Raw genomic sequence first — 17,955 nt, forward strand, 5'->3', positions numbered from 1 at the left:
TCGATGCTATTTCGGCCGCAATCTGCCACTGCGGCGGACCGGCGGCAAGCCGCCCGGCCTTGTGCCAGTGTTGGTGCAGTGCACCCGACGTTGGGGATCAGCCCTGCAGCAGCCCGATGATGTCGCGCACCGTCTTCATTGTCGCTTCGGCCAGCACGCTGGCACGTTCGCCACCGTCCTTGAGCACGGCGTCGACATAGGCGCGATCGCCTTGGATGCGGCGCATCTCGCTGGCGATCGGCGCCAGCTTTTCCACGGCAAGGTCGGCCAGCGCCGGCTTGAACACCGAGAACTGCTGGCCGGCGAACGCCTTCAGCACATCCGCCTTCGACATCTCGGCGAGACCCGCATAGATACCGACCAGGTTTTCCGCCTCGGGCCGGTTGGCCAGACCGTCCAGCTCGCTCGGCAGCGCTTCCGGGTCGGTCTTGGCCTTGCGGATCTTCTTCGAGATGGCATCGGCGTCGTCGGTCAGGTTGATGCGCGAGAGATCCGATGGGTCCGACTTCGACATCTTCTTGGAACCGTCGCGCAGCGACATGATGCGCGCCGCCGGTCCGCCGATGACTGGTTCGGTCAGCGGGAAATAGCCGTTCACGGTCTCTTCGCCGACCTGCATCTCGACACCGACGCCAAGGGCGGCGATGCGGTCGGAGAAGTCGTTGTTGAACTTCTGCGCGATGTCGCGGGTCAGCTCCAGATGCTGCTTCTGGTCCTCACCCACCGGGACGTGGGTGGCACGATAGAGCAGAATGTCGGCAGCCATCAGGGAGGGATAGGCTAGTAGGCCGAGCGACGCGTTCTCGCGGTCCTTGCCGGCCTTGTCCTTGAACTGCGTCATGCGGTTCATCCAGCCGATGCGCGCAACGCAATTGAAAATCCAGGCTAGCTCCGCATGCTGCATGACCCGCGACTGGTTGAAGACGATGTGCTTCTTCGGGTCGATGCCCGAGGCCAGGAACGCCGCGGTGATCGACCGCGTCTGGTCGGCGAGGTCTTCGTAAACGAGTTGTGCCGTGAGCGAATGCAGGTCGACGACGCAATAGATGCAGTCGGACGTGTCCTGCAGGGCGACGAATTTCTTGATGGCGCCGAGATAGTTGCCGAGATGCAGATTGCCGGTCGGCTGGACACCGGAAAAGACGAGTGGCTTGAAGGCGGTCATGATTGTCCTCATGGCTTGTGGAGGGCCGTTTCGCGCGCGGCGAAAGTCTTACGACGGCGCGCTTATGGACGAAGGCGTGGAGAGGATCAAGAGACTCCCGGAACGTCAAAAGGGTCTACGCGGATGTTGACATTGTTATGTAGCTTGCTACATGTTGTCTGCTACATTTCTGGTAAGACAGGGCTGTGAGATGACGATCAACATCAACAACAAGGAGGCGGACAGCCTGACGCGCGCCTTCGCCAAGGTCGAGGGGGTAGGCATCACCGAGGCGATCGTGATCGCCATGCGTGAGGCACTTGAGCGCCGGCGCAACCGCGAGACGCCGCTGGAGACGGCGGCTCGGTTACGGGCCGAGTTTGGGATTGAGCTAAGCGAGCAGGCGCGCAATCCGTTGCCGCGCTCGGTCTACGACGAACTGTCCGGCGAAGACTGATGTTTGTAGACGCAGCCGCTATCGTCGCGATGCTGAGCCACGAGGCCGAAGCCCAGCGCTGCGCGCAGGCGGTCATGGAAGCGTCGGCTCCCTTCACGTCGGCGATCGCCGTTTGGGAAGCAGCAATGGCGCTTTCGCGATCGGAAAAGCTGGCCATACCGGTCGACGTAAGCCTGAAGATAGTCAGTCGTTTTCTCGAAGAGCGGGCAATTGCCTTGCGGGAGCTTCCGCCAGCCTCCGATGCAACATCTCTGTCCGCCGAGGCCGCGTCGCGGTTTCGCAACAACGCTATCCGCCTGAACTTGGCCGACTGTTTTCACTACGCTTGCGCGCGCTACTATGGCGTTCCGATGCTTTCGACGGCGGACGAATTTCGGCTTACGGATCTGGAGACTGTTCCTTGATAGGCGGCGTGCCCTTTCGCCCGATATTGCGCCGGATCATGCCGAAGTCGGCGCCGCCAGTGGCAAACGCGGTGATGAAGTAGAGCAGCGCTCCGCCGGCAACCAGCGACAGCAGCGCCGTCGCTTTGACGACTAGCGGCGAGCCCGGGCCGAGCCTGACGGCGAACCAGTGTTCGGCGAAATAGAGGGCCGTTCCCATCACCACCGCCGACAGCACCAGACGTGGAATGCGTTTCATCAGCGGCACGTCGCGGCCCCAATGGCCGCGCCGAATCAAGACGCCGAGCAGCATCAGCGCGTTGACCCAGCCGGCCACTGCCGAGGCCACCGCAATGCCGGGCGCGCCCATCCGTGGAAACAGCGTCAGCGCCGTGGTGACGTTTACCGCCACCGAGATGGCGGCAAAGATCATCGGCGTGCGCGTGTCCTCGCGGGCGAAGTAACCCGGCGTGAACGCCTTGATCAGCACGAAGGCCGGCAGGCCGAGGCCGAAGATCGCCAGGATCGCCGCAACTGTCGGTGTCGAACCGTTGGCGGCAAACGCGCCGCGCTCATAGACCAGCCGCACGATCGGCTCCGACATCACCCAGAGTGCGGCGGCTGCCGGTAGCGTCAGGAACAGCGTGAATTCGACCGAGCGGTTCTGCAGATTGGCCGCTTCGATCAGATTGCCCGACTTCAGTGCCCGCGACAGTTCGGGCAACAGCACGATTGCGACCGCGACGCCGACCACGCCGAGCGGCAGCTGGTAGATGCGGTCGGCATAGGCGAGCGAGGACACCGCACTGTTCTGCGCCGAGGCGATCGCCGTGCCGATCAACTGGTTGATCTGGGTGATGCCGCCGGTGATCGCCGCCGGCAGCGCCAGGACCAGCAGCCGCTTGACCGCGGGCGTCATTTTTGGACGGCGGAAGCCGATCGAGATGCCGGCATGGCGCACCGCCACCCAGACGATCGCCAGCTGCACCAGTCCGGCGGCAAGCACGCCCCAGGACAGGCCGTAGCCGACTGTGAGTGCGTCCGAGCCCTTGTACCAGGCATAGGCGAGCACGCCGATCAGGATGACGTTGAGGAACACCGGCGCCACGGCGGCGGCGAAATAGCGGCGCAGCGAATTCAGCATGCCCGCCATCATGGCGCCCAGCGACATGCAGATCAGATAGGGGAACATGATCGTCGCCAGCGTCACCGTGGTGTCGAATTTCCCCGGCGTGCCGGCAAAACCCGGCGCCACCAGGTAGCGCACGATCAGCGGCATCGCCAGTTCCATGACGATGGTCAGCGCCAGCAGCGCCGTGAACAGCACGCCGAACACTTCCTCGGAGAAGCGCTTGGCACCGTCGGTACCGTGGGTCTCGATCTCCTTGGCGAACAGCGGCACGAAGGCGGCGTTGAAGGCGCCCTCGGCGAACAGCCGGCGAAAGGTGTTGGGAAACTGGAAGGCGGCGTTGAAGGCGTCGGCGACCGGTCCGGTGCCGAGTGCGGCCGCCATCAGCATCTCGCGGCCGAAACCAAGCGCGCGGCTCATCAGCGTGCCGGAGGCAACCGTTGCGAATTTCTTGACGAGGCTCATGCGTTTGGAGACTGCCTACAGGATAAGGACAAAGTGATAGTTGCGGTCACTCGGCGGCCGCCGCCCTGGCTTTGCCGCCGCGCTCCGGCACGATGCCTTCGAGCGTTGCCATCAGCCGGTTGCGAATGGTGGCGATGCGGGCCGGACTGTCGATCTTCTGGCCGGTGAGATCGGTGACATAGAAAGTGTCGATGACCTTTTCGCCGAAGGTGGTGATGTGGGCCGATGCGATGTCGAGCGACAGGTCGGAAAGCGTTCCGGTGATCTCCGACAGCAGCCCCGGCCGGTCCAGGCCTTCGACCTCGATGACCGAAAAACGGTTGGACAGCGTGTTGCGGATTTCGGCGCGTGGCGGGATTTTGAACACTTTGGCGCCGCGCCGCGGCTTGGTGCGTTTCTCGATCATCTCCGGCAGCCAGCTCTTGCCCGACAGCACGTCCTCGATCAGCCGTCCGACACGTTCGGCGCGCCGGCGCTCGTCCTCGTCGCGGTCGAATTCCCGCGAGATCAGGATGGTGTCGAGTGCGCGGCCGTCCGACGTTGTGAAGATCTGCGCGTCGACGATGTTGCCGCCGGCTCCGGCGCAAGCCCCGGCGATGACCGACAGCAGGCGGGGATGGTCTTGCGCCAGTACGGTGATTTCGGTCACCGCCTCGAACTGGTGGGTCTTGACCATGGTGGCGAGCTTGTTGCCCGCCACATCGGCCTCGCGAATGAACTCGGCATGGCGCAGCTGGTCGGCGAGATCGACGGTCAAAAGGTAATTCTCGTAGTGCTGGCCGACGTAGCGCTTGCGGGCCTTGTCCGGCCAGTCGGCAAGCGCCTCGGCCAGACGCTCGCGCGCCGCCGTCGTGCGCTGGGCGCGCGACACTTCCGAAAACCCACCGGTCAACAGCAATTCGGTCTCGAAATAAAGCGTGCGCAGCAGCTGGCCTTTCCAGCCGTTCCAGACACCGGGTCCGACGCCCCTGATATCGCAGACGGTCAGGATCAGAAGCAGCTTCAGCCGCTCGACCGATTGCACGATCGCGGCGAAATCCTCGATGGTCTTGCGGTCGTTGAGGTCGCGGGTCTGCGCTGTCATCGACATTACGAGGTGGTTCTCGACCAGCCAGGCGACGGTTTCGGTATCGGCCGGCGACAGCCCCATATGCGGGCAGATGCGACGCGCGATCCTGGCCCCGGCCTCCGAATGATCCTCCGGCCTGCCCTTGGCGATGTCGTGCAGAAGCACGGCGACATAGAGCGCCTCGCGGCTCTTCTTCAGTCCGGGCATCAGCGTGTGGGAGAGGGGATGGATTTTCTCGCCGTCGCCGCGCTCGATCTCGGCCAGCACGCCGATACAGCGGATCAGGTGCTCGTCGACCGTGTAGTGGTGGTACATCGAGAACTGCATCATGGCGACGATCTTGCCGAAATCCGGAATCAGTTTGCCGAGCAGCCCGGCCTCATTCATGCGCCGCAGATTGAGTTCGGCATTGCGGTCCGAAGTCAGGATGTCGAGGAACAGCCGGTTTGCCTCCTCATCGCGCCGCAGCGACTTGTTGACCAGGCCGAGCGAGCGGGTCAGCAGCTTTAGCGCGTCGGGGTGGAATTCCAGGCCGTGCTTGTCGGCGAACCAGAACAATCTCAAAAGATTGACGGGATCACGCTCGAAAACCTGGTCGTCGGCGAGGTTGATGCGGTGGTTGTCGACGATGAAATCGGAAGTGCCGGCCAGCTTGCGCTTGCGCCTGGAGAAAGTCAGGAAGATACGGTTGAAGCCCGGCACGTGCTTGGCCTGTTCCTCTTCGAGCGCGGCACAGAAGATGCGGGTCAGGTCGCCGACATCCTTGGCAACGAGGAAGTAGTGCTTCATGAAGCGCTCGACCGCCGACAGGCCGGGGTGAGTGGTGTAGCCGAGCCGTTCGGCGATCTCGCGCTGGATGTCGAAATGCAGCCGTTCCTCGGCCTTGCCGGTGAGAAAATGCATGTGGCAGCGTACCGCCCACAGGAAATCCTCGGCTTTCTGGAATTCCCGGTACTCAGCCTCGGTGAAGACGCCCTTGTCGACCAGTTCCTGGCCGGTGCGCACACGGTAGAAATACTTGCCGATCCAGAACAGCGTCTGCAGGTCGCGCAGGCCGCCCTTGCCGTCCTTGACGTTGGGCTCGACAAGATAGCGGCTTTCGCCGGCCTTGGCATGGCGGTCGTCGCGCTCGGCAAGCTTGGCCTGGACATATTCGGGGCCGGTCGTGCGCACCACCTCATGGTCGAAGCGCAGCATCAGTTCGTCATAGAGTTTTTCGTCGCCCCACAGAAAACGCGCTTCGAGGATCGAGGTGCGGATGGTGACATCGGTGCGCGACAGGCGCAGGCATTCGTCGATGTTGCGGGTGGCGTGGCCGACCTTCAGCCCGAGATCCCACAGAATGTAGAGCATATACTCGACGGTCTGTTCGCCCCACGGCGTCTGCTTGTAGGGCAGCAGGAACAACAGGTCGATGTCGGATCCAGGCGCCAGTGTGCCGCGGCCGTAGCCGCCGACAGCGACGACGGCCATGCGCTCCGCGGAAGACGGGTTCTTGACCCGGTAGACATGGGTGACGGCGAAATCGTAAAGCGCCCGGATGATCTCGTCCATGACATGCGACAGCCGCGCCGCGCAGGCGCTGCCGCCGCCGTCGTCCCTCAGCATGCGTTCGGCCATGGCGCGCCCCTCCGCCAGCCGCCCCTTGAGCAACTGGAGCACACCGCCGCGCGCGGCCTGTCCGGAGCCGTCGCCTGCCGTAGCCGCGGTCAGCGCGGTCATCTCGCGGCGCAAGGCTTCGCCGTCGATCAGTTCGTTGAGCTTCAGGGAGATTCTTGCCATATGTCCAGGTCGGCCTTGCCTTTTCGGCGGCGTCTATAGCGCGTTTTCGCGGCGCTGGGTATGGGGCCGGCCGGCAGCCCGGAATTGGCCTGGTCGGTTGCCTCGATAGAGCCGAAGGGCACGACAATCTGCCGCCGCAGCCTGCAGAAGTCGGCGATCCACCTCATGGCTCGCCCGGCTTCTCTGCTGATTCTCACGGCTGTCGGCTTCCTCTGCCTTGTCATAAGCCCGCTCGCGGTCCGCGCGGCATCCCGTTCCTGGTCAAGCAGGCTTGGAAGCCTGTCGCCGACGAATTGGTCTTGCGTGCAGAGTGCGGGCACAAGCTGGTAGACGGTCTTGCCGACCGAGATAGTGGGGTCGAAGATGAGATCATCGACAGCTATATTGACGTGCGCGGTTGCCTGCAGAAAGTCGCGTGCCGTTTGCCGTGAGAGGAGATAACCCCCAGCCCCCGAATGGTGCCTGCGGAGGCGGAATATGGAAAAACCGTGTCCGGCAGAGGTCCTTGTCCTCTGGATTACGGTTCTGGAGAAGACCGTCTCGAGCTTCACGACGTCCGCGTCTGCCGGCACCCAGCTCGTATCGCCCAGCAGCGCACCGGTCTTGCCGGAGAAGACCACGTCATCCTCGAACACGGCGCCGTATGGGGCGTCGTCCTGGGCGATGATCGTCCAGCAGGCACGATGGCTGTGCAGGCAGGCGATCTCGCTGCCGGCGAGGGGCCGGGTGGCGTGTATTGCGTGCTGCGGCTGCAGCGCCAGGCTGGGATGTTCCTTGGCATCGATTCCCGCGACCCGTTCGAACGCGATGCCGATACGGGCGAACTCGGCAACTATATGGGCAAGCCGGTCTGCAGACCGATCGAGGTTTATGACCAAGCATTTCATTGTTTAACTGATTGGTACCATTGGTGGAGGATCGGAATTTATTAGCACACGCTGCGCTACGGCATATGAGCTTTTTTCTGCGCGAATCGCCCGGGCGGCACTCGAAATGCGAAAAGTCAAAACGGCCCTTGACCTTCCAGTTACTGGAAGCCCTATCTCCGCGTCACGCACCGATCCATCGAGGCATCTTTGAATGACGCATTCCAATCACGATCATCACGCGCATGGCAGCTGTTGCTCGGCAAAAGGCGCCCCGCCTACCGCAAATGCCGTTGTTCGCGACCCGGTTTGCGGAATGACCGTCGACCCGGCCGCCGGCAAGCCTGCGGCCGAGCATGACGGCCATTTCTATCATTTCTGCAGCCAGGGCTGTCGCACGAAATTCGTCGCCGAGCCGGAAAAATTCCTGACGGCCACCGATCCGGTCTGCGGTATGAGCGTCGATCGCGCGACAGCCAGGCACTTTGCCCGCCACGAAGGTCAGGGCTTCTATTTCTGCTCCGCCGCTTGCCAGGCGAAATTCGAGGCGGAGCCGCAAAAATATCTCGGCGACAGGCCGGCACCAAAGCCAATGCCCAGGGGCACGCAATACACCTGCCCGATGCATCCCGAAATCATCCGCGACAAGCCGGGATCCTGCCCGAAATGCGGCATGGCGCTGGAGCCGATGGGGGTGCCCACGGGCGACGAAGGTCCCAATCCGGAGCTGGTCGATTTCACCAGGCGGTTCTGGGTCAGTGCCGTACTGTCTGTGCCGTTGCTGATCGTCGCCATGGCGCCGATGCTCGGCCTGACGTTCCAGGCTTTTGTCGATGAGCGGACCATGGTCTGGTTGGAACTGGCGCTGGCCAGTCCCGTCGTGCTGTGGGCGGCGCTGCCTTTCTTCCATCGCGGCTGGGAGTCGCTCATCAACCGCAGCCCCAACATGTGGACGCTGATCTCGCTCGGCGTTGGCGCTGCCTATCTCTACAGCGTCGTCGCCACGCTGTTTCCGGACATTTTTCCGCATCAGTTCCGCGGCCATGGCGGTGCGGTGCCGGTTTATTTCGAAGCTGCCGCCGTCATCGTCGCGCTGGTCTTCCTTGGCCAGGTGCTGGAGCTGCGCGCCCGTGAAAGGACCGGCTCGGCAATCCGCGCCTTGCTTGATCTCGCGCCGAAGACCGGGCGGCTGATCGCCGCCGACGGTTCCGAAAGCGATGTACCGCTCGACGCGGTCAAGGCCGGTGACCGCCTGCGCATACGCCCCGGTGACTCTGTGCCTGTCGACGGCACGGTGCTGGAAGGTCGTTCCTCGATCGACGAATCGATGATCACGGGCGAACCGTTGCCAGTCGAGAAGACCGAGGGCGATGCGCTGACCGGCGGCACGCTCAACAAGAACGGTTCACTGATCATGCGCGCCGAGCGGATCGGCGCCGAGACGACGCTGGCGCGCATTGTCGAGCTCGTCGCCAAGGCGCAGCGCTCGCGCGCCCCGATTCAAGGGTTGGCCGATCGCGTCTCTTTCTACTTTGTCCCGGCCGTCGTCCTTGTCGCGATTGCAGCTTTCATCGCCTGGGCCGTGTTTGGACCAGAGCCCAGCCTGATCTTCGCCATCGTCTCGGCGGTGTCGGTGCTGATCATCGCTTGCCCCTGTGCGCTCGGCCTCGCCACGCCGATGTCGATCATGACCGCCACCGGGCGCGGGGCGCACGCCGGCGTGCTGATCAAGGAAGCCGCCGCGCTCGAACGCTTCGCCTCCGTCGACACGCTGATCGTCGACAAGACGGGAACGTTGACCGAAGGCCGGCCGAAACTGACCGATGTCGCTGCGGCAAACGGTTTTCCCGAGGACGAATTGCTGGCGCTCGCGGCGGGCCTGGAGAAGGGGTCGGAGCATCCGCTGGCCGAGGCCATCGTCGACGGCGCCGCCACGCGCGGTGTGACCGTTGCCGAGGCCAGCGGCTTCGAGGCGGTGACCGGCAAGGGCGTTTCAGGCACGGTCTCGGGAAAGAAGGTCGCGCTCGGCAACGCCGCCATGATGGCGGATCTTGGCGTCGACATCGCATCCATCTCAGCCAAGGCCGAGGCGCTGCAACTCGAAGGCAAGACGGCGATGTTCGTCGTCGTGGACAAGAAACTGGCCGGCCTAGTCGCCGTCGCCGACCCGGTCAAGTCGACCACAGCCGAGGCGATCAGGGCGCTGCATGACAGCGGCTTGAGGATCATCATGGCGACCGGCGACAATGAACGCACGGCCAACGCGATCGCCAGAAGCCTCGGCATCGACGAGGTTCGCGCCGGCCTGTTGCCGGAGCAGAAGGCAGCCCTCGTCGGTGAGCTGCGCGCCGGGGGCAAGGGCGTCGCCATGGCCGGCGACGGCGTCAACGATGCACCCGCCCTTGCCGCCGCCGATGTCGGTATCGCCATGGGCACCGGTGCCGATGTCGCCGTCGAAAGCGCCGGCATCACTTTGGTCAAGGGCGACCTCAACGGCATCGTGCGCGCACGCACGCTGGCTCAGGCGACGATCCGCAACATCCGCCAGAACCTGTTCTTTGCCTTCCTCTACAACGTGCTTGGCGTGCCGGTCGCCGCCGGTGTGCTCTATCCGCTCACCGGTACGCTGTTGTCGCCGATGCTGGCGGCGGCGGCGATGAGCCTGTCCTCGGTGTCGGTGATATCAAACGCATTGCGGCTGAGAACATTGAAACTCTGACCCAAGCCCCCAAAATACGAAACCCACTCTACAGGAGACCATGAATGACCTTGGCCAAAAAACTCGTGCTGCTGCTGATGGCGGCCGGAATGCTGGTTGCCGTCTTCCTCGAAAGCGTCCCGGCACAGAGCGAGGAAATGAAACACGACATGGCCGGCATGTCGACGGACGCCCCCAGTCCTTCGACCGAAGGCTACAAGGCGGCGATGGACAAGATGCATGCCGACATGATGGCATCTGAATACACCGGCAATGCCGACGTCGATTTCGTCAAGGGCATGATCCCGCACCACCAGGGTGCCATCGACATGGCCAAGGTAGAGCTTGCCAACGGCAAGGACCCGGAAATCCGCAAGCTCGCCGAAGGCGTCATCGCCGCGCAGGAAGCCGAGATCAAGCAGATGCAGGCCTGGCTCGCCGCCCATCCGGTGAAGTAGGCTTTCGGCAATCGCCAAGGCGGCGAGAACGCCTCTGGATTTCTCGCCCAGCCTGTGATGCGATCCGGCCTCAACTGGAGCCCGCCATGCCATCGACCATCAGAACCACCAAACTGCCCTCAGGCGAAGCCGTTCAGGTGCTTGGTCAGGGGACATGGAAGATGGGCGAGGATATCGGCCGCCGTACCGATGAGGTGAATGCACTCAAGCTCGGCCTCGACCTTGGCATCACGCTGATCGACACCGCCGAAATGTATGCCAGCGGCGGCGCCGAGGAGGTGGTCGCCGAGGCCATTTCCGGGCGCCGCGACAAGACCTTCCTGGTTTCGAAAGTTCTACCATCAAACGCTTCGCGCGCGGGCGTGCGGCGCGCCTGCGAAAACAGCCTGAAGCGCCTGCGTACCGACCGCATCGATCTCTATCTGCTGCATTGGCCCGGCAGCGTGCCATTGACGGAAACGGTCGCCGCCTTCGAGTCCCTGAAAAAAGCCGGCAAGATCCGCCACTGGGGCGTCAGCAATTTCGACACCGACGAGATGGAAGAACTGGTCGGCCTGCCCGATGGCGGCAATGTCCAGACCAACCAGGTGCTCTACAATCTGGTCCGGCGTGGCCTCGAATTCGACCTGGCGCCCTGGAGCCGGCAGCGCGGCATTCCGCTAATGGCGTATTCGCCGGTCGAGCAGGGCGCGCTGGCGCGCAATGCCAGGCTCGACGCCGTCGCCGCCCGCCACAATGCGACCCCGGCACAGATCGCCCTGGCCTGGGTGATGCATCAGGAGGGCGTCATCGCCATCCCGAAGGCCAGCAGCCAGGAGCACGTCCGCCAGAATGTCGCCGCGCTCGACATCAAGCTGACGCCGCAGGACATCGCCGATCTCGACCGCGCCTTCCCGCCGCCGGCGCGCAAGCGCGGGTTGGAGATGATCTGACTACTTCCCCGCCAGGCCCTTCAACCGGTAAAGCGCTTCCAGCGCCTCCCTCGGCGTCATCTCGTCGGGATTGATCTCGCCCAGCGCCACACCCAGCGCATCGCTCTTGACCGGTCTCGGCGCCTCCCGCTTCACCGCCACTGAAAACAGCGGCAGGTCGTCCACCAGCCGGTTGGTCTTGCCGGAAACCTCGCCCTCTTCCAACTGGTGCAGCACTTCCTTGGCCCGGTCGACCACCGCCTCCGGCAGGCCGGCCAGCCGCGCCACCTGCACGCCGTAGGAGCGGTCGGCGGCACCCTTGCCGACTTCGTGCAGGAAGACGACGTCGTTTTCCCACTCCTTGACCCGCATGGTGACGTTGTGCAGCCGAGCCAGTTTGCCGGCCAGCGAGGTCATTTCGTGGAAATGGGTGGCGAAGATCGCCCGGCAGCGGTTCTTCTCATGCAGATATTCGACCGCCGCCCAGGCGATCGACAGGCCGTCGAAGGTGGCTGTACCGCGACCGATCTCATCGAGGATCACCAGTGCGCGCTCGCCGGCCTGGTTGAGGATCGCCGCCGTCTCGACCATTTCGACCATGAACGTCGAGCGGCCGCGCGCCAGATCGTCCGAGGCGCCGACACGCGAGAACAGCCGGTCGACGACGCCGATATGGGCTGATGTCGCCGGCACGAACGAGCCGGTCTGGGCCAGGATGGCGATCAGCGCGTTCTGCCGCAGAAACGTCGACTTGCCGCCCATGTTGGGGCCGGTCAAAAGCCAGATGGCACCGTTCTTGGCGCTGCCCTCCGGCGACAAATCGCAATCATTGGCGACGAACGGGCCTTCGCCCGAGCGGCGCAGCGCCTGCTCGACCACCGGATGCCGCCCGCCCGAAATGTCGAAGGCAAGGCTCGAATCCACCACCGGCCGGCACCATGCTTCGCTTTCCGATAAAAGCGCGAGTGCCGCCGACACGTCGAGAGCGGCCATCGCATCGGCCCCAGCGCGGATCTTCTCCGCTTCGCCGACCGCTTCCGCCGTCAGCGCGTCGAAGGCGGCAAGTTCGATGCTGAGCGCCCGGTCGGCGGCATTGGCGATCTTGGTCTCGAGTTCGGCAAGCTCGGTCGTGGTGAAGCGCATGGCGTTGGCCATGGTCTGGCGGTGGATGAAGCGCGCCTTGGCGCCGTCGCTGCCGGTCATCACCGCATGATGGTTGGCGGTCACCTCGATGTAGTAGCCAAGCACGTTGTTGTGCCGGATCTTCAGCGAGCGGATGCCGGTCTCGTCGATCAGCGAGCGCTCCAGCCCAGCGATCACTTTGCGCGATTCATCGCGCAGCGCCCGCATCTCGTCGAGATCGGCATGGTAGCCGCCGCGCACGAAGCCGCCGTCGCGCTTGAGCAGCGGCAGTTCGTCGCCAAGCGCCTGCGTCAGATGCTGGGCCAGCGCCTGGGGCAGTGCATGGATGGCGGCGAGTGCGGCGGTCAATTCCTGGGGCAGGGTGGTCGCGGCAAAGATTTCGGCGATCGCGCCTGCCGCTTCGAAACCGGCACGCAGCGCGCCGAGGTCGCGCGGCCCGCCCCGGTTGAGCGCCAGCCTGGACAGCGCGCGCGGCATGTCGGCGACGCTCTTCAGGCTCGACCGCACCGCCTGGCAGAGCCGCGTTTCGGAGCGGAAGAACGACACCGAATCCAGCCTGGCGCCGATCGCAGCCGGGTCGGTCAGCGGTGCCATCAGCCGGTCGGCGAGCAGCCTTGCGCCGCCGCCGGTGACCGTGCGGTCGATCGCCTTGAACAGCGAACCTTCGCGGCTGCCCGACAGTGTGCGCAGCAGTTCGAGATTGCCGCGCGTCGCCGGGTCGATGAACAGGGTCGATCCCTGCTCCTCGCGCTCGGGCCGCGACAGCGGCGGACGCTCAGCCTTCTGCGTCTTCTCGACATAGGCGATGGCGCCCGAGATCGCCGACAGTTCGGCACGCGAAAACGCGCCAAACGAGTCCGGCGTCGCCACATCGAAGAAACGGGCGATGCGTCCGGTGGCCGAGGCCGAATCGAACAGGCTCGGCGGCTGCGGGCTGGCGACGCGGCCGAGCACGTCGAACACGGGCTTCAGCTCCGGATCATGGAACACCGGCTCGGCGACGATCATCTCACGCGGATCGACGCGGAAGATGTCGGCCAGCAGCCGGTCGGCGGTGGTGTCCGTGACACGAAAGGCGCCGGTCGAGATGTCGATCCAGGCCAGCGCGAAGCTGTGATCGGCTCCGCCTTTCACCCGCCCCAGCGCCATCAGGAAGCTGGATTCCGAGGGCGCCAGCAATTTGTCCTCGGTGATGGTGCCCGGCGTCACCAGCCGCACCACGTCGCGGCGCACCACTGATTTGCCGCCGCGCTTCTTCGCTTCGGCCGGATCTTCGATCTGCTCGCAGACGGCAACGCGGAACCCCTGGCCGATCAGCTTCTGCAGATAATCGTCGGCCGCATGCACCGGCACGCCGCACATCGGGATGTCGAGCCCTTGATACTTGCCGCGCTTGGTCAGCACGATGCCGAGCGCCCGGCTCGCCTTCTCGGCGTCGTCGAAGAACAGCTCGTAGAAATCGCCCATGCGATAGAACAGCAGCGAATCCGGGTTCGCCGCCTTGATCTCGATGAACTGCTCTATCATCGGCGTGGCGCCAGCGGCGGCGGCGGGCAACGGCGTCATGGCCTCGGGGGCGTCCGGCTCGTTCGGGCTATGCATGTTCATGCGCGGCACGCTAGCAGATGTGATCGCGCGGTTTAATGCCGAAGCTTCGAAAAACAGGGGACGACCGACACGGCCGATTGGCCGCAATTACCGATCCGATCCGCGATTCCCGAGCGCTGGCGGTTTACACGCGGCGGCGCGTGGTCTTAATTCGGACCGAACCAAAGCACCCGCTTCAACGAGGTGCTGCATAGGCGAGGAAATCAAGAACATCATGGCCAGGAAACTCGAGAACACCGGTCCGTCCGTCAGCGCGCAGGAAGCGCTCGAATTCCACGCCATGGGGCGCCCCGGCAAGCTGGAGGTCGTCGCCACCAAGCCGATGGCGACTCAGCGCGACCTGAGCCTCGCTTATTCGCCGGGCGTCGCGGTCCCTGTTCTGGCCATCGCCGAAGACCCCTCTCGCGCCTTCGACTACACGACGCGCGGCAACATGGTCGCCGTCATCTCCAACGGCACCGCCATCTTGGGTCTCGGCAATCTCGGCGCGCTGGCTTCGAAACCAGTGATGGAAGGCAAGGCGGTGCTGTTCAAGCGCTTCGCCGATGTCGATTCCATCGATCTGGAAGTCGACACCGAGGACGCCGACGAGTTCATCAACTGCGTGCGCTTCCTCGGCCCGTCCTTCGGCGGCATCAACCTGGAAGACATCAAGGCGCCGGAGTGCTTCATCATCGAGCAGCGGCTGCGCGAATTGATGGACATTCCGGTCTTCCATGACGACCAGCACGGCACCGCCATCATCTCGGCCGCCGGCCTGATCAACGCGCTGGAGATCACCGGCCGGGACATGAAGACCACGAAAATGGTCTGCAACGGCGCCGGTGCCGCCGGCATCGCTTGCATCGAGCTGATGAAGGCGATGGGTTTTGCGCCCGAAAACATCACTTTGTGCGACACCAAGGGCGTCGTCTTCCAGGGCCGCACCGAAGGCATGAACCAGTGGAAGTCGGCGCATGCGGTGAAGACCGAGGCGCGCAGCCTCGCCGAGGCGCTCGATGGCGCCGATGTCTTCCTCGGCCTCTCCGCCAAGGGCGCGCTGACCACCGCTATGGTGCAGTCGATGGCCAAGAATCCGATCATCTTCGCCATGGCCAATCCCGACCCGGAGATCACGCCGGAGGAAGTGGCCGAGATCCGCACTGACGCCATCATGGCCACGGGGCGCTCGGATTATCCGAACCAGGTCAACAACGTGCTAGGCTTCCCCTACATCTTCCGGGGCGCGCTGGATGTGCGGGCAACCACCATCAATGACGACATGAAGATCGCCGCCGCTCGCGCGCTGGCGGCACTTGCCCGCCAGGACGTGCCCGACGACGTCGCCGCCGCCTATCAGGGCAACCGGCCGAAATTCGGCCCCAACTACATCATCCCGGTGCCGTTCGACCCGCGCCTGATCTCAGCCATCCCGATCGCGGTGGCCAAGGCGGCGATGGACTCAGGCGTCGCCCGCAAGCCGATCCTCGACCTCGACCGTTATGCGCAGGAGCTGTCCGCCCGCCGCGACCCGATCGCCTCGACCTTGCAGCGCATCTACGACCGCGTGCGCCGCCAGCCCAAGCGCATCGTCTTCGCCGAGGGCGAGGAGGAACAGGTGATGCGCGCCGCCGTTTCCTATGTGAACCAGCGGCTCGGCACTGCCATCCTGCTTGGCCGCGACGATGTCATCAAGGAAAACGCCAAGCTCGCCGGCATCGACCTCAACAAGCAAGGCATCGAGATTATCAATGCAAGGCTGTCGCGCCGCAACGGCATCTACACCGACTATCTCTACGAGCGCATGCAACGCAAAGGCTTCCTGTTTCGCGACTGCCAGCGGCTGATCAACAACGACCGCAACCACTTCGCCGCCTGCATGGTGGCGCTGGGTGACGCCGACGGCATCGTCACCGGTGTGACCCGCAACTATTCGACAGCACTCAACGACATCCGCCGCGTCATCGACGCCAAGCCCGGCCACCGCGTCATCGGCGTCTCGATCGTGCTGGCGCGGGGCAAGACCGTACTGGTCGCCGACACCGCCGTGCACGATATGCCCAATGCCGAGCAGATCGCCGACATCGCCGAGGAGGCGGCAGGCTTTGCCCGCCGCATGGGCTACGAGCCACGACTTGCCATGCTCGCCTATTCGACCTTCGGCCATCCGCAGGGCGAGCGCTCCGAACGCGTCCAGGAAGCAGTGCGCATCCTCGACAAGCGCCGAGTCGATTTCGAGTATGACGGCGAGATGGCCGCCGACGTCGCCCTCAACGCCCGCGCCATGGCGCAATACCCCTTCATACGCCTCACCGGCCCGGCCAACGTGCTGATCATGCCGGCGTTCCACTCAGCCTCGATCTCAACCAAGATGTTGCAGGAACTCGGCGGCTCGACGGTGATCGGCCCGCTGCTGGTCGGGCTGAACAAGCCGGTTCAGATCGTGTCGCTGAATGCCAAGGACTCGGACATCGTCAACATGGCGGCGATCGCGGCGTACACGGCGGGGACTTGAGGGACGCTGCACGAAGCGGGACGAAAGAGCCAACGATTTGGCCTTTCGAGTGAAGCGAGGTCCGAGGCAGCGCGGGGAGCGACTGGCAGTTGCAGGATATGAAGAGTTCGCGAAGTGCTCAGCCCGGCGCGAACGCACGCGCCGCCTCGACGACCTCGACGACCTCGTCCTGCCGGAGCAGGTCGATCGGGACGCGGCCGTCGAGCTGCGCTGAGGGGCGCGTCAGCCACAGCCACGCCAGTCTGGGATTGCTGACCAGCGACAACACGTCGCGAATGCCCGCAACAGGTCTGCCGTCGACGAACTGCGCCAGCGGGAAGACATGTTTGCGGCCGCCCTTGCGCAAGGCGATGACCTCGCCCCGCCGCTGCCAGCGATGCAGCGTCGAGCGGGCGATACGCAAATTCTCTTCCAGATAGGTCGAGCCGGCGACCCGGCCCGCCCAGTCCTCGATAAGCATCGCTTCGAGGTCATCGGACTTTGGCAGCGAAGGGGGCTCGACATCGGCCGACAGGGTCGTCGGCGGATTTGTCGCGCCAGCAATACCGGCTTCGCCGCGGCGAGCGGCCTCGGCCGCCAGTGCGCGCACGAATTTCGAGGCCAGGCCGGGAAGGTCGGCATGGATGGCGTCGATGGCGCGCTGGTGCTTCGGCGACAGCAAGGTCACGGCGGACGCTATGCTGCCGGCGATCTTGCCGACCGAGACCATGGTGGGTCTGTTGATGGCCTCATCATGATGGGCAAGCGCGCGTTCGACCTCCTCCGCGACCATCTCCGCGAAGTCGTCCTGTTTGAGGGCCTGGATCTGAAATCTGTTCATGCATCTGTCTTCCGGGCCGCGCGCTCCTCCCACAGCTGCGGCCGGTTGTTGAATTTCTAGAGCGGAAGGCGGAAATCGCGGCGGCAACAGATGCAGCGGCCCGACAGCTTGCTGTCTCGCATTTCTTGACACCCCAACTGACTATCGGCGCCCCGAAATGTCAGTCGCAGGGAGCCTCGATTGCGTGTAGGTGCGATGTGTGACAGCCGCGCGACGGTGAGCGCACGGCCAATCTCCCCACTTGTGGGGGAGATGCCCGGCAGGGCAGAGGGGGGCGCGAAGGATCGCTACGGAGCGATGTTTGCGCCCGCGCTCTTCGGTCGACGGCGCGCATGGAATTCATGCCGTCTATTTTTGGGCTGGCGGCAGTGTAAGCCTTGGAGATGCTGGCGGGACAGCGCCCCCTCTGGGCTGCCCGCCATCTCCCCCACGAGGGCATATGCGCTAAGATAGCTTCGGCATGGACTGAAATTTGCGCTTTCGAGGTGGCTCACGCCATCGATGTCGCAAGGCATGGAGATTTTGGCG

General features: G+C 64.3%; 12 protein-coding genes. 6 read left to right on the forward strand and 6 right to left on the reverse strand.

The annotated features are described in order from the left end of the window. Positions 1-97: 97 nt before the first annotated feature. Positions 98-1,165: a tryptophan--tRNA ligase gene (gene trpS, locus ASD12_RS20435; RefSeq protein ID WP_056590045.1), complete on the reverse strand. Its 1,068-nt coding sequence runs from the start codon at positions 1,163-1,165 to the stop codon at positions 98-100. Positions 1,166-1,355: 190 nt separating this feature from the next. Between trpS and ASD12_RS20440 the strand changes: the two genes are divergently transcribed. Both ASD12_RS20440 and ASD12_RS20445 read left to right on the forward strand, forming a co-directional pair. Further along, a complete protein-coding gene (locus tag ASD12_RS20440; RefSeq protein ID WP_027142906.1) occupies positions 1,356-1,601 on the forward strand; it encodes a PSK operon transcription factor in 246 nt (81 codons plus the stop codon). Then, positions 1,601-2,005 carry a type II toxin-antitoxin system VapC family toxin gene (locus ASD12_RS20445; protein ID WP_056590048.1) on the forward strand — a complete coding sequence of 135 codons (405 nt, stop codon included), beginning with the start codon at positions 1,601-1,603 and terminating at the stop codon, positions 2,003-2,005. Before ASD12_RS20440 ends, ASD12_RS20445 begins: the two co-directional genes overlap by 1 nt. Here the strand turns inward: ASD12_RS20445 and murJ are convergent. Genes murJ through ASD12_RS20460 form a run of 3 tightly spaced genes read right to left on the reverse strand, consistent with a single transcriptional unit; the run spans position 1,980 to position 7,316 of the window. Then, entirely contained in the window at positions 1,980-3,578 is a 1,599-nt protein-coding gene (gene murJ / locus ASD12_RS20450; protein ID WP_056590051.1) for a murein biosynthesis integral membrane protein MurJ, read from the reverse strand. The two genes, ASD12_RS20445 and murJ, sit on opposite strands and share 26 nt — an antisense overlap. A gap of 46 nt (positions 3,579-3,624) precedes the next feature. After that, on the reverse strand, positions 3,625-6,429 hold the full coding sequence (locus ASD12_RS20455) for a [protein-PII] uridylyltransferase (protein ID WP_056590054.1): 2,805 nt from the start codon (positions 6,427-6,429) through the stop codon (positions 3,625-3,627). After that, entirely contained in the window at positions 6,411-7,316 is a 906-nt protein-coding gene (locus ASD12_RS20460; RefSeq protein ID WP_082525554.1) for a glycosyltransferase family 25 protein, read from the reverse strand. The genes ASD12_RS20455 and ASD12_RS20460 overlap by 19 nt, the downstream gene beginning before the upstream one ends. A 193-nt stretch (positions 7,317-7,509) precedes the next feature. On the opposite strand from ASD12_RS20460, the gene ASD12_RS20465 reads away from it, so the two are divergent. The 3 genes from ASD12_RS20465 (at position 7,510) to ASD12_RS20475 (ending at position 11,383) form a co-directional block, all read left to right on the forward strand. Next, positions 7,510-10,014 carry a heavy metal translocating P-type ATPase gene (locus ASD12_RS20465; protein WP_056590057.1) on the forward strand — a complete coding sequence of 835 codons (2,505 nt, stop codon included), beginning with the start codon at positions 7,510-7,512 and terminating at the stop codon, positions 10,012-10,014. Positions 10,015-10,058: 44 nt separating this feature from the next. Further along, on the forward strand, positions 10,059-10,451 hold the full coding sequence (locus ASD12_RS20470; protein WP_056590060.1) for a DUF305 domain-containing protein: 393 nt from the start codon (positions 10,059-10,061) through the stop codon (positions 10,449-10,451). A gap of 86 nt (positions 10,452-10,537) precedes the next feature. Then, the gene (locus tag ASD12_RS20475) at positions 10,538-11,383 is read left to right on the forward strand and encodes an aldo/keto reductase (RefSeq protein WP_056590063.1); all 846 of its coding nucleotides are present in this window, start codon (positions 10,538-10,540) and stop codon (positions 11,381-11,383) included. Here the strand turns inward: ASD12_RS20475 and mutS are convergent, their stop codons facing one another. Further along, the gene (gene mutS, locus ASD12_RS20480) at positions 11,384-14,113 is read right to left on the reverse strand and encodes a DNA mismatch repair protein MutS (RefSeq protein WP_056590066.1); all 2,730 of its coding nucleotides are present in this window, start codon (positions 14,111-14,113) and stop codon (positions 11,384-11,386) included. A gap of 214 nt (positions 14,114-14,327) precedes the next feature. On the opposite strand from mutS, the gene ASD12_RS20485 reads away from it, so the two are divergent. Then, on the forward strand, positions 14,328-16,607 hold the full coding sequence (locus ASD12_RS20485) for an NADP-dependent malic enzyme (RefSeq protein WP_056590069.1): 2,280 nt from the start codon (positions 14,328-14,330) through the stop codon (positions 16,605-16,607). A gap of 118 nt (positions 16,608-16,725) precedes the next feature. Here ASD12_RS20485 and ASD12_RS20490 read toward each other — a convergent pair whose 3' ends face one another. Further along, positions 16,726-17,427 (reverse strand): antitoxin Xre/MbcA/ParS toxin-binding domain-containing protein, encoded by a 702-nt coding sequence (locus ASD12_RS20490; protein ID WP_056590072.1) that lies wholly within the window; start codon positions 17,425-17,427, stop codon positions 16,726-16,728. Between the last annotated feature and the right edge of the window lie 528 nt (positions 17,428-17,955).

The organism is Mesorhizobium sp. Root102 (assembly GCF_001425625.1).
Taxonomy (GTDB): domain Bacteria; phylum Pseudomonadota; class Alphaproteobacteria; order Rhizobiales; family Rhizobiaceae; genus Mesorhizobium.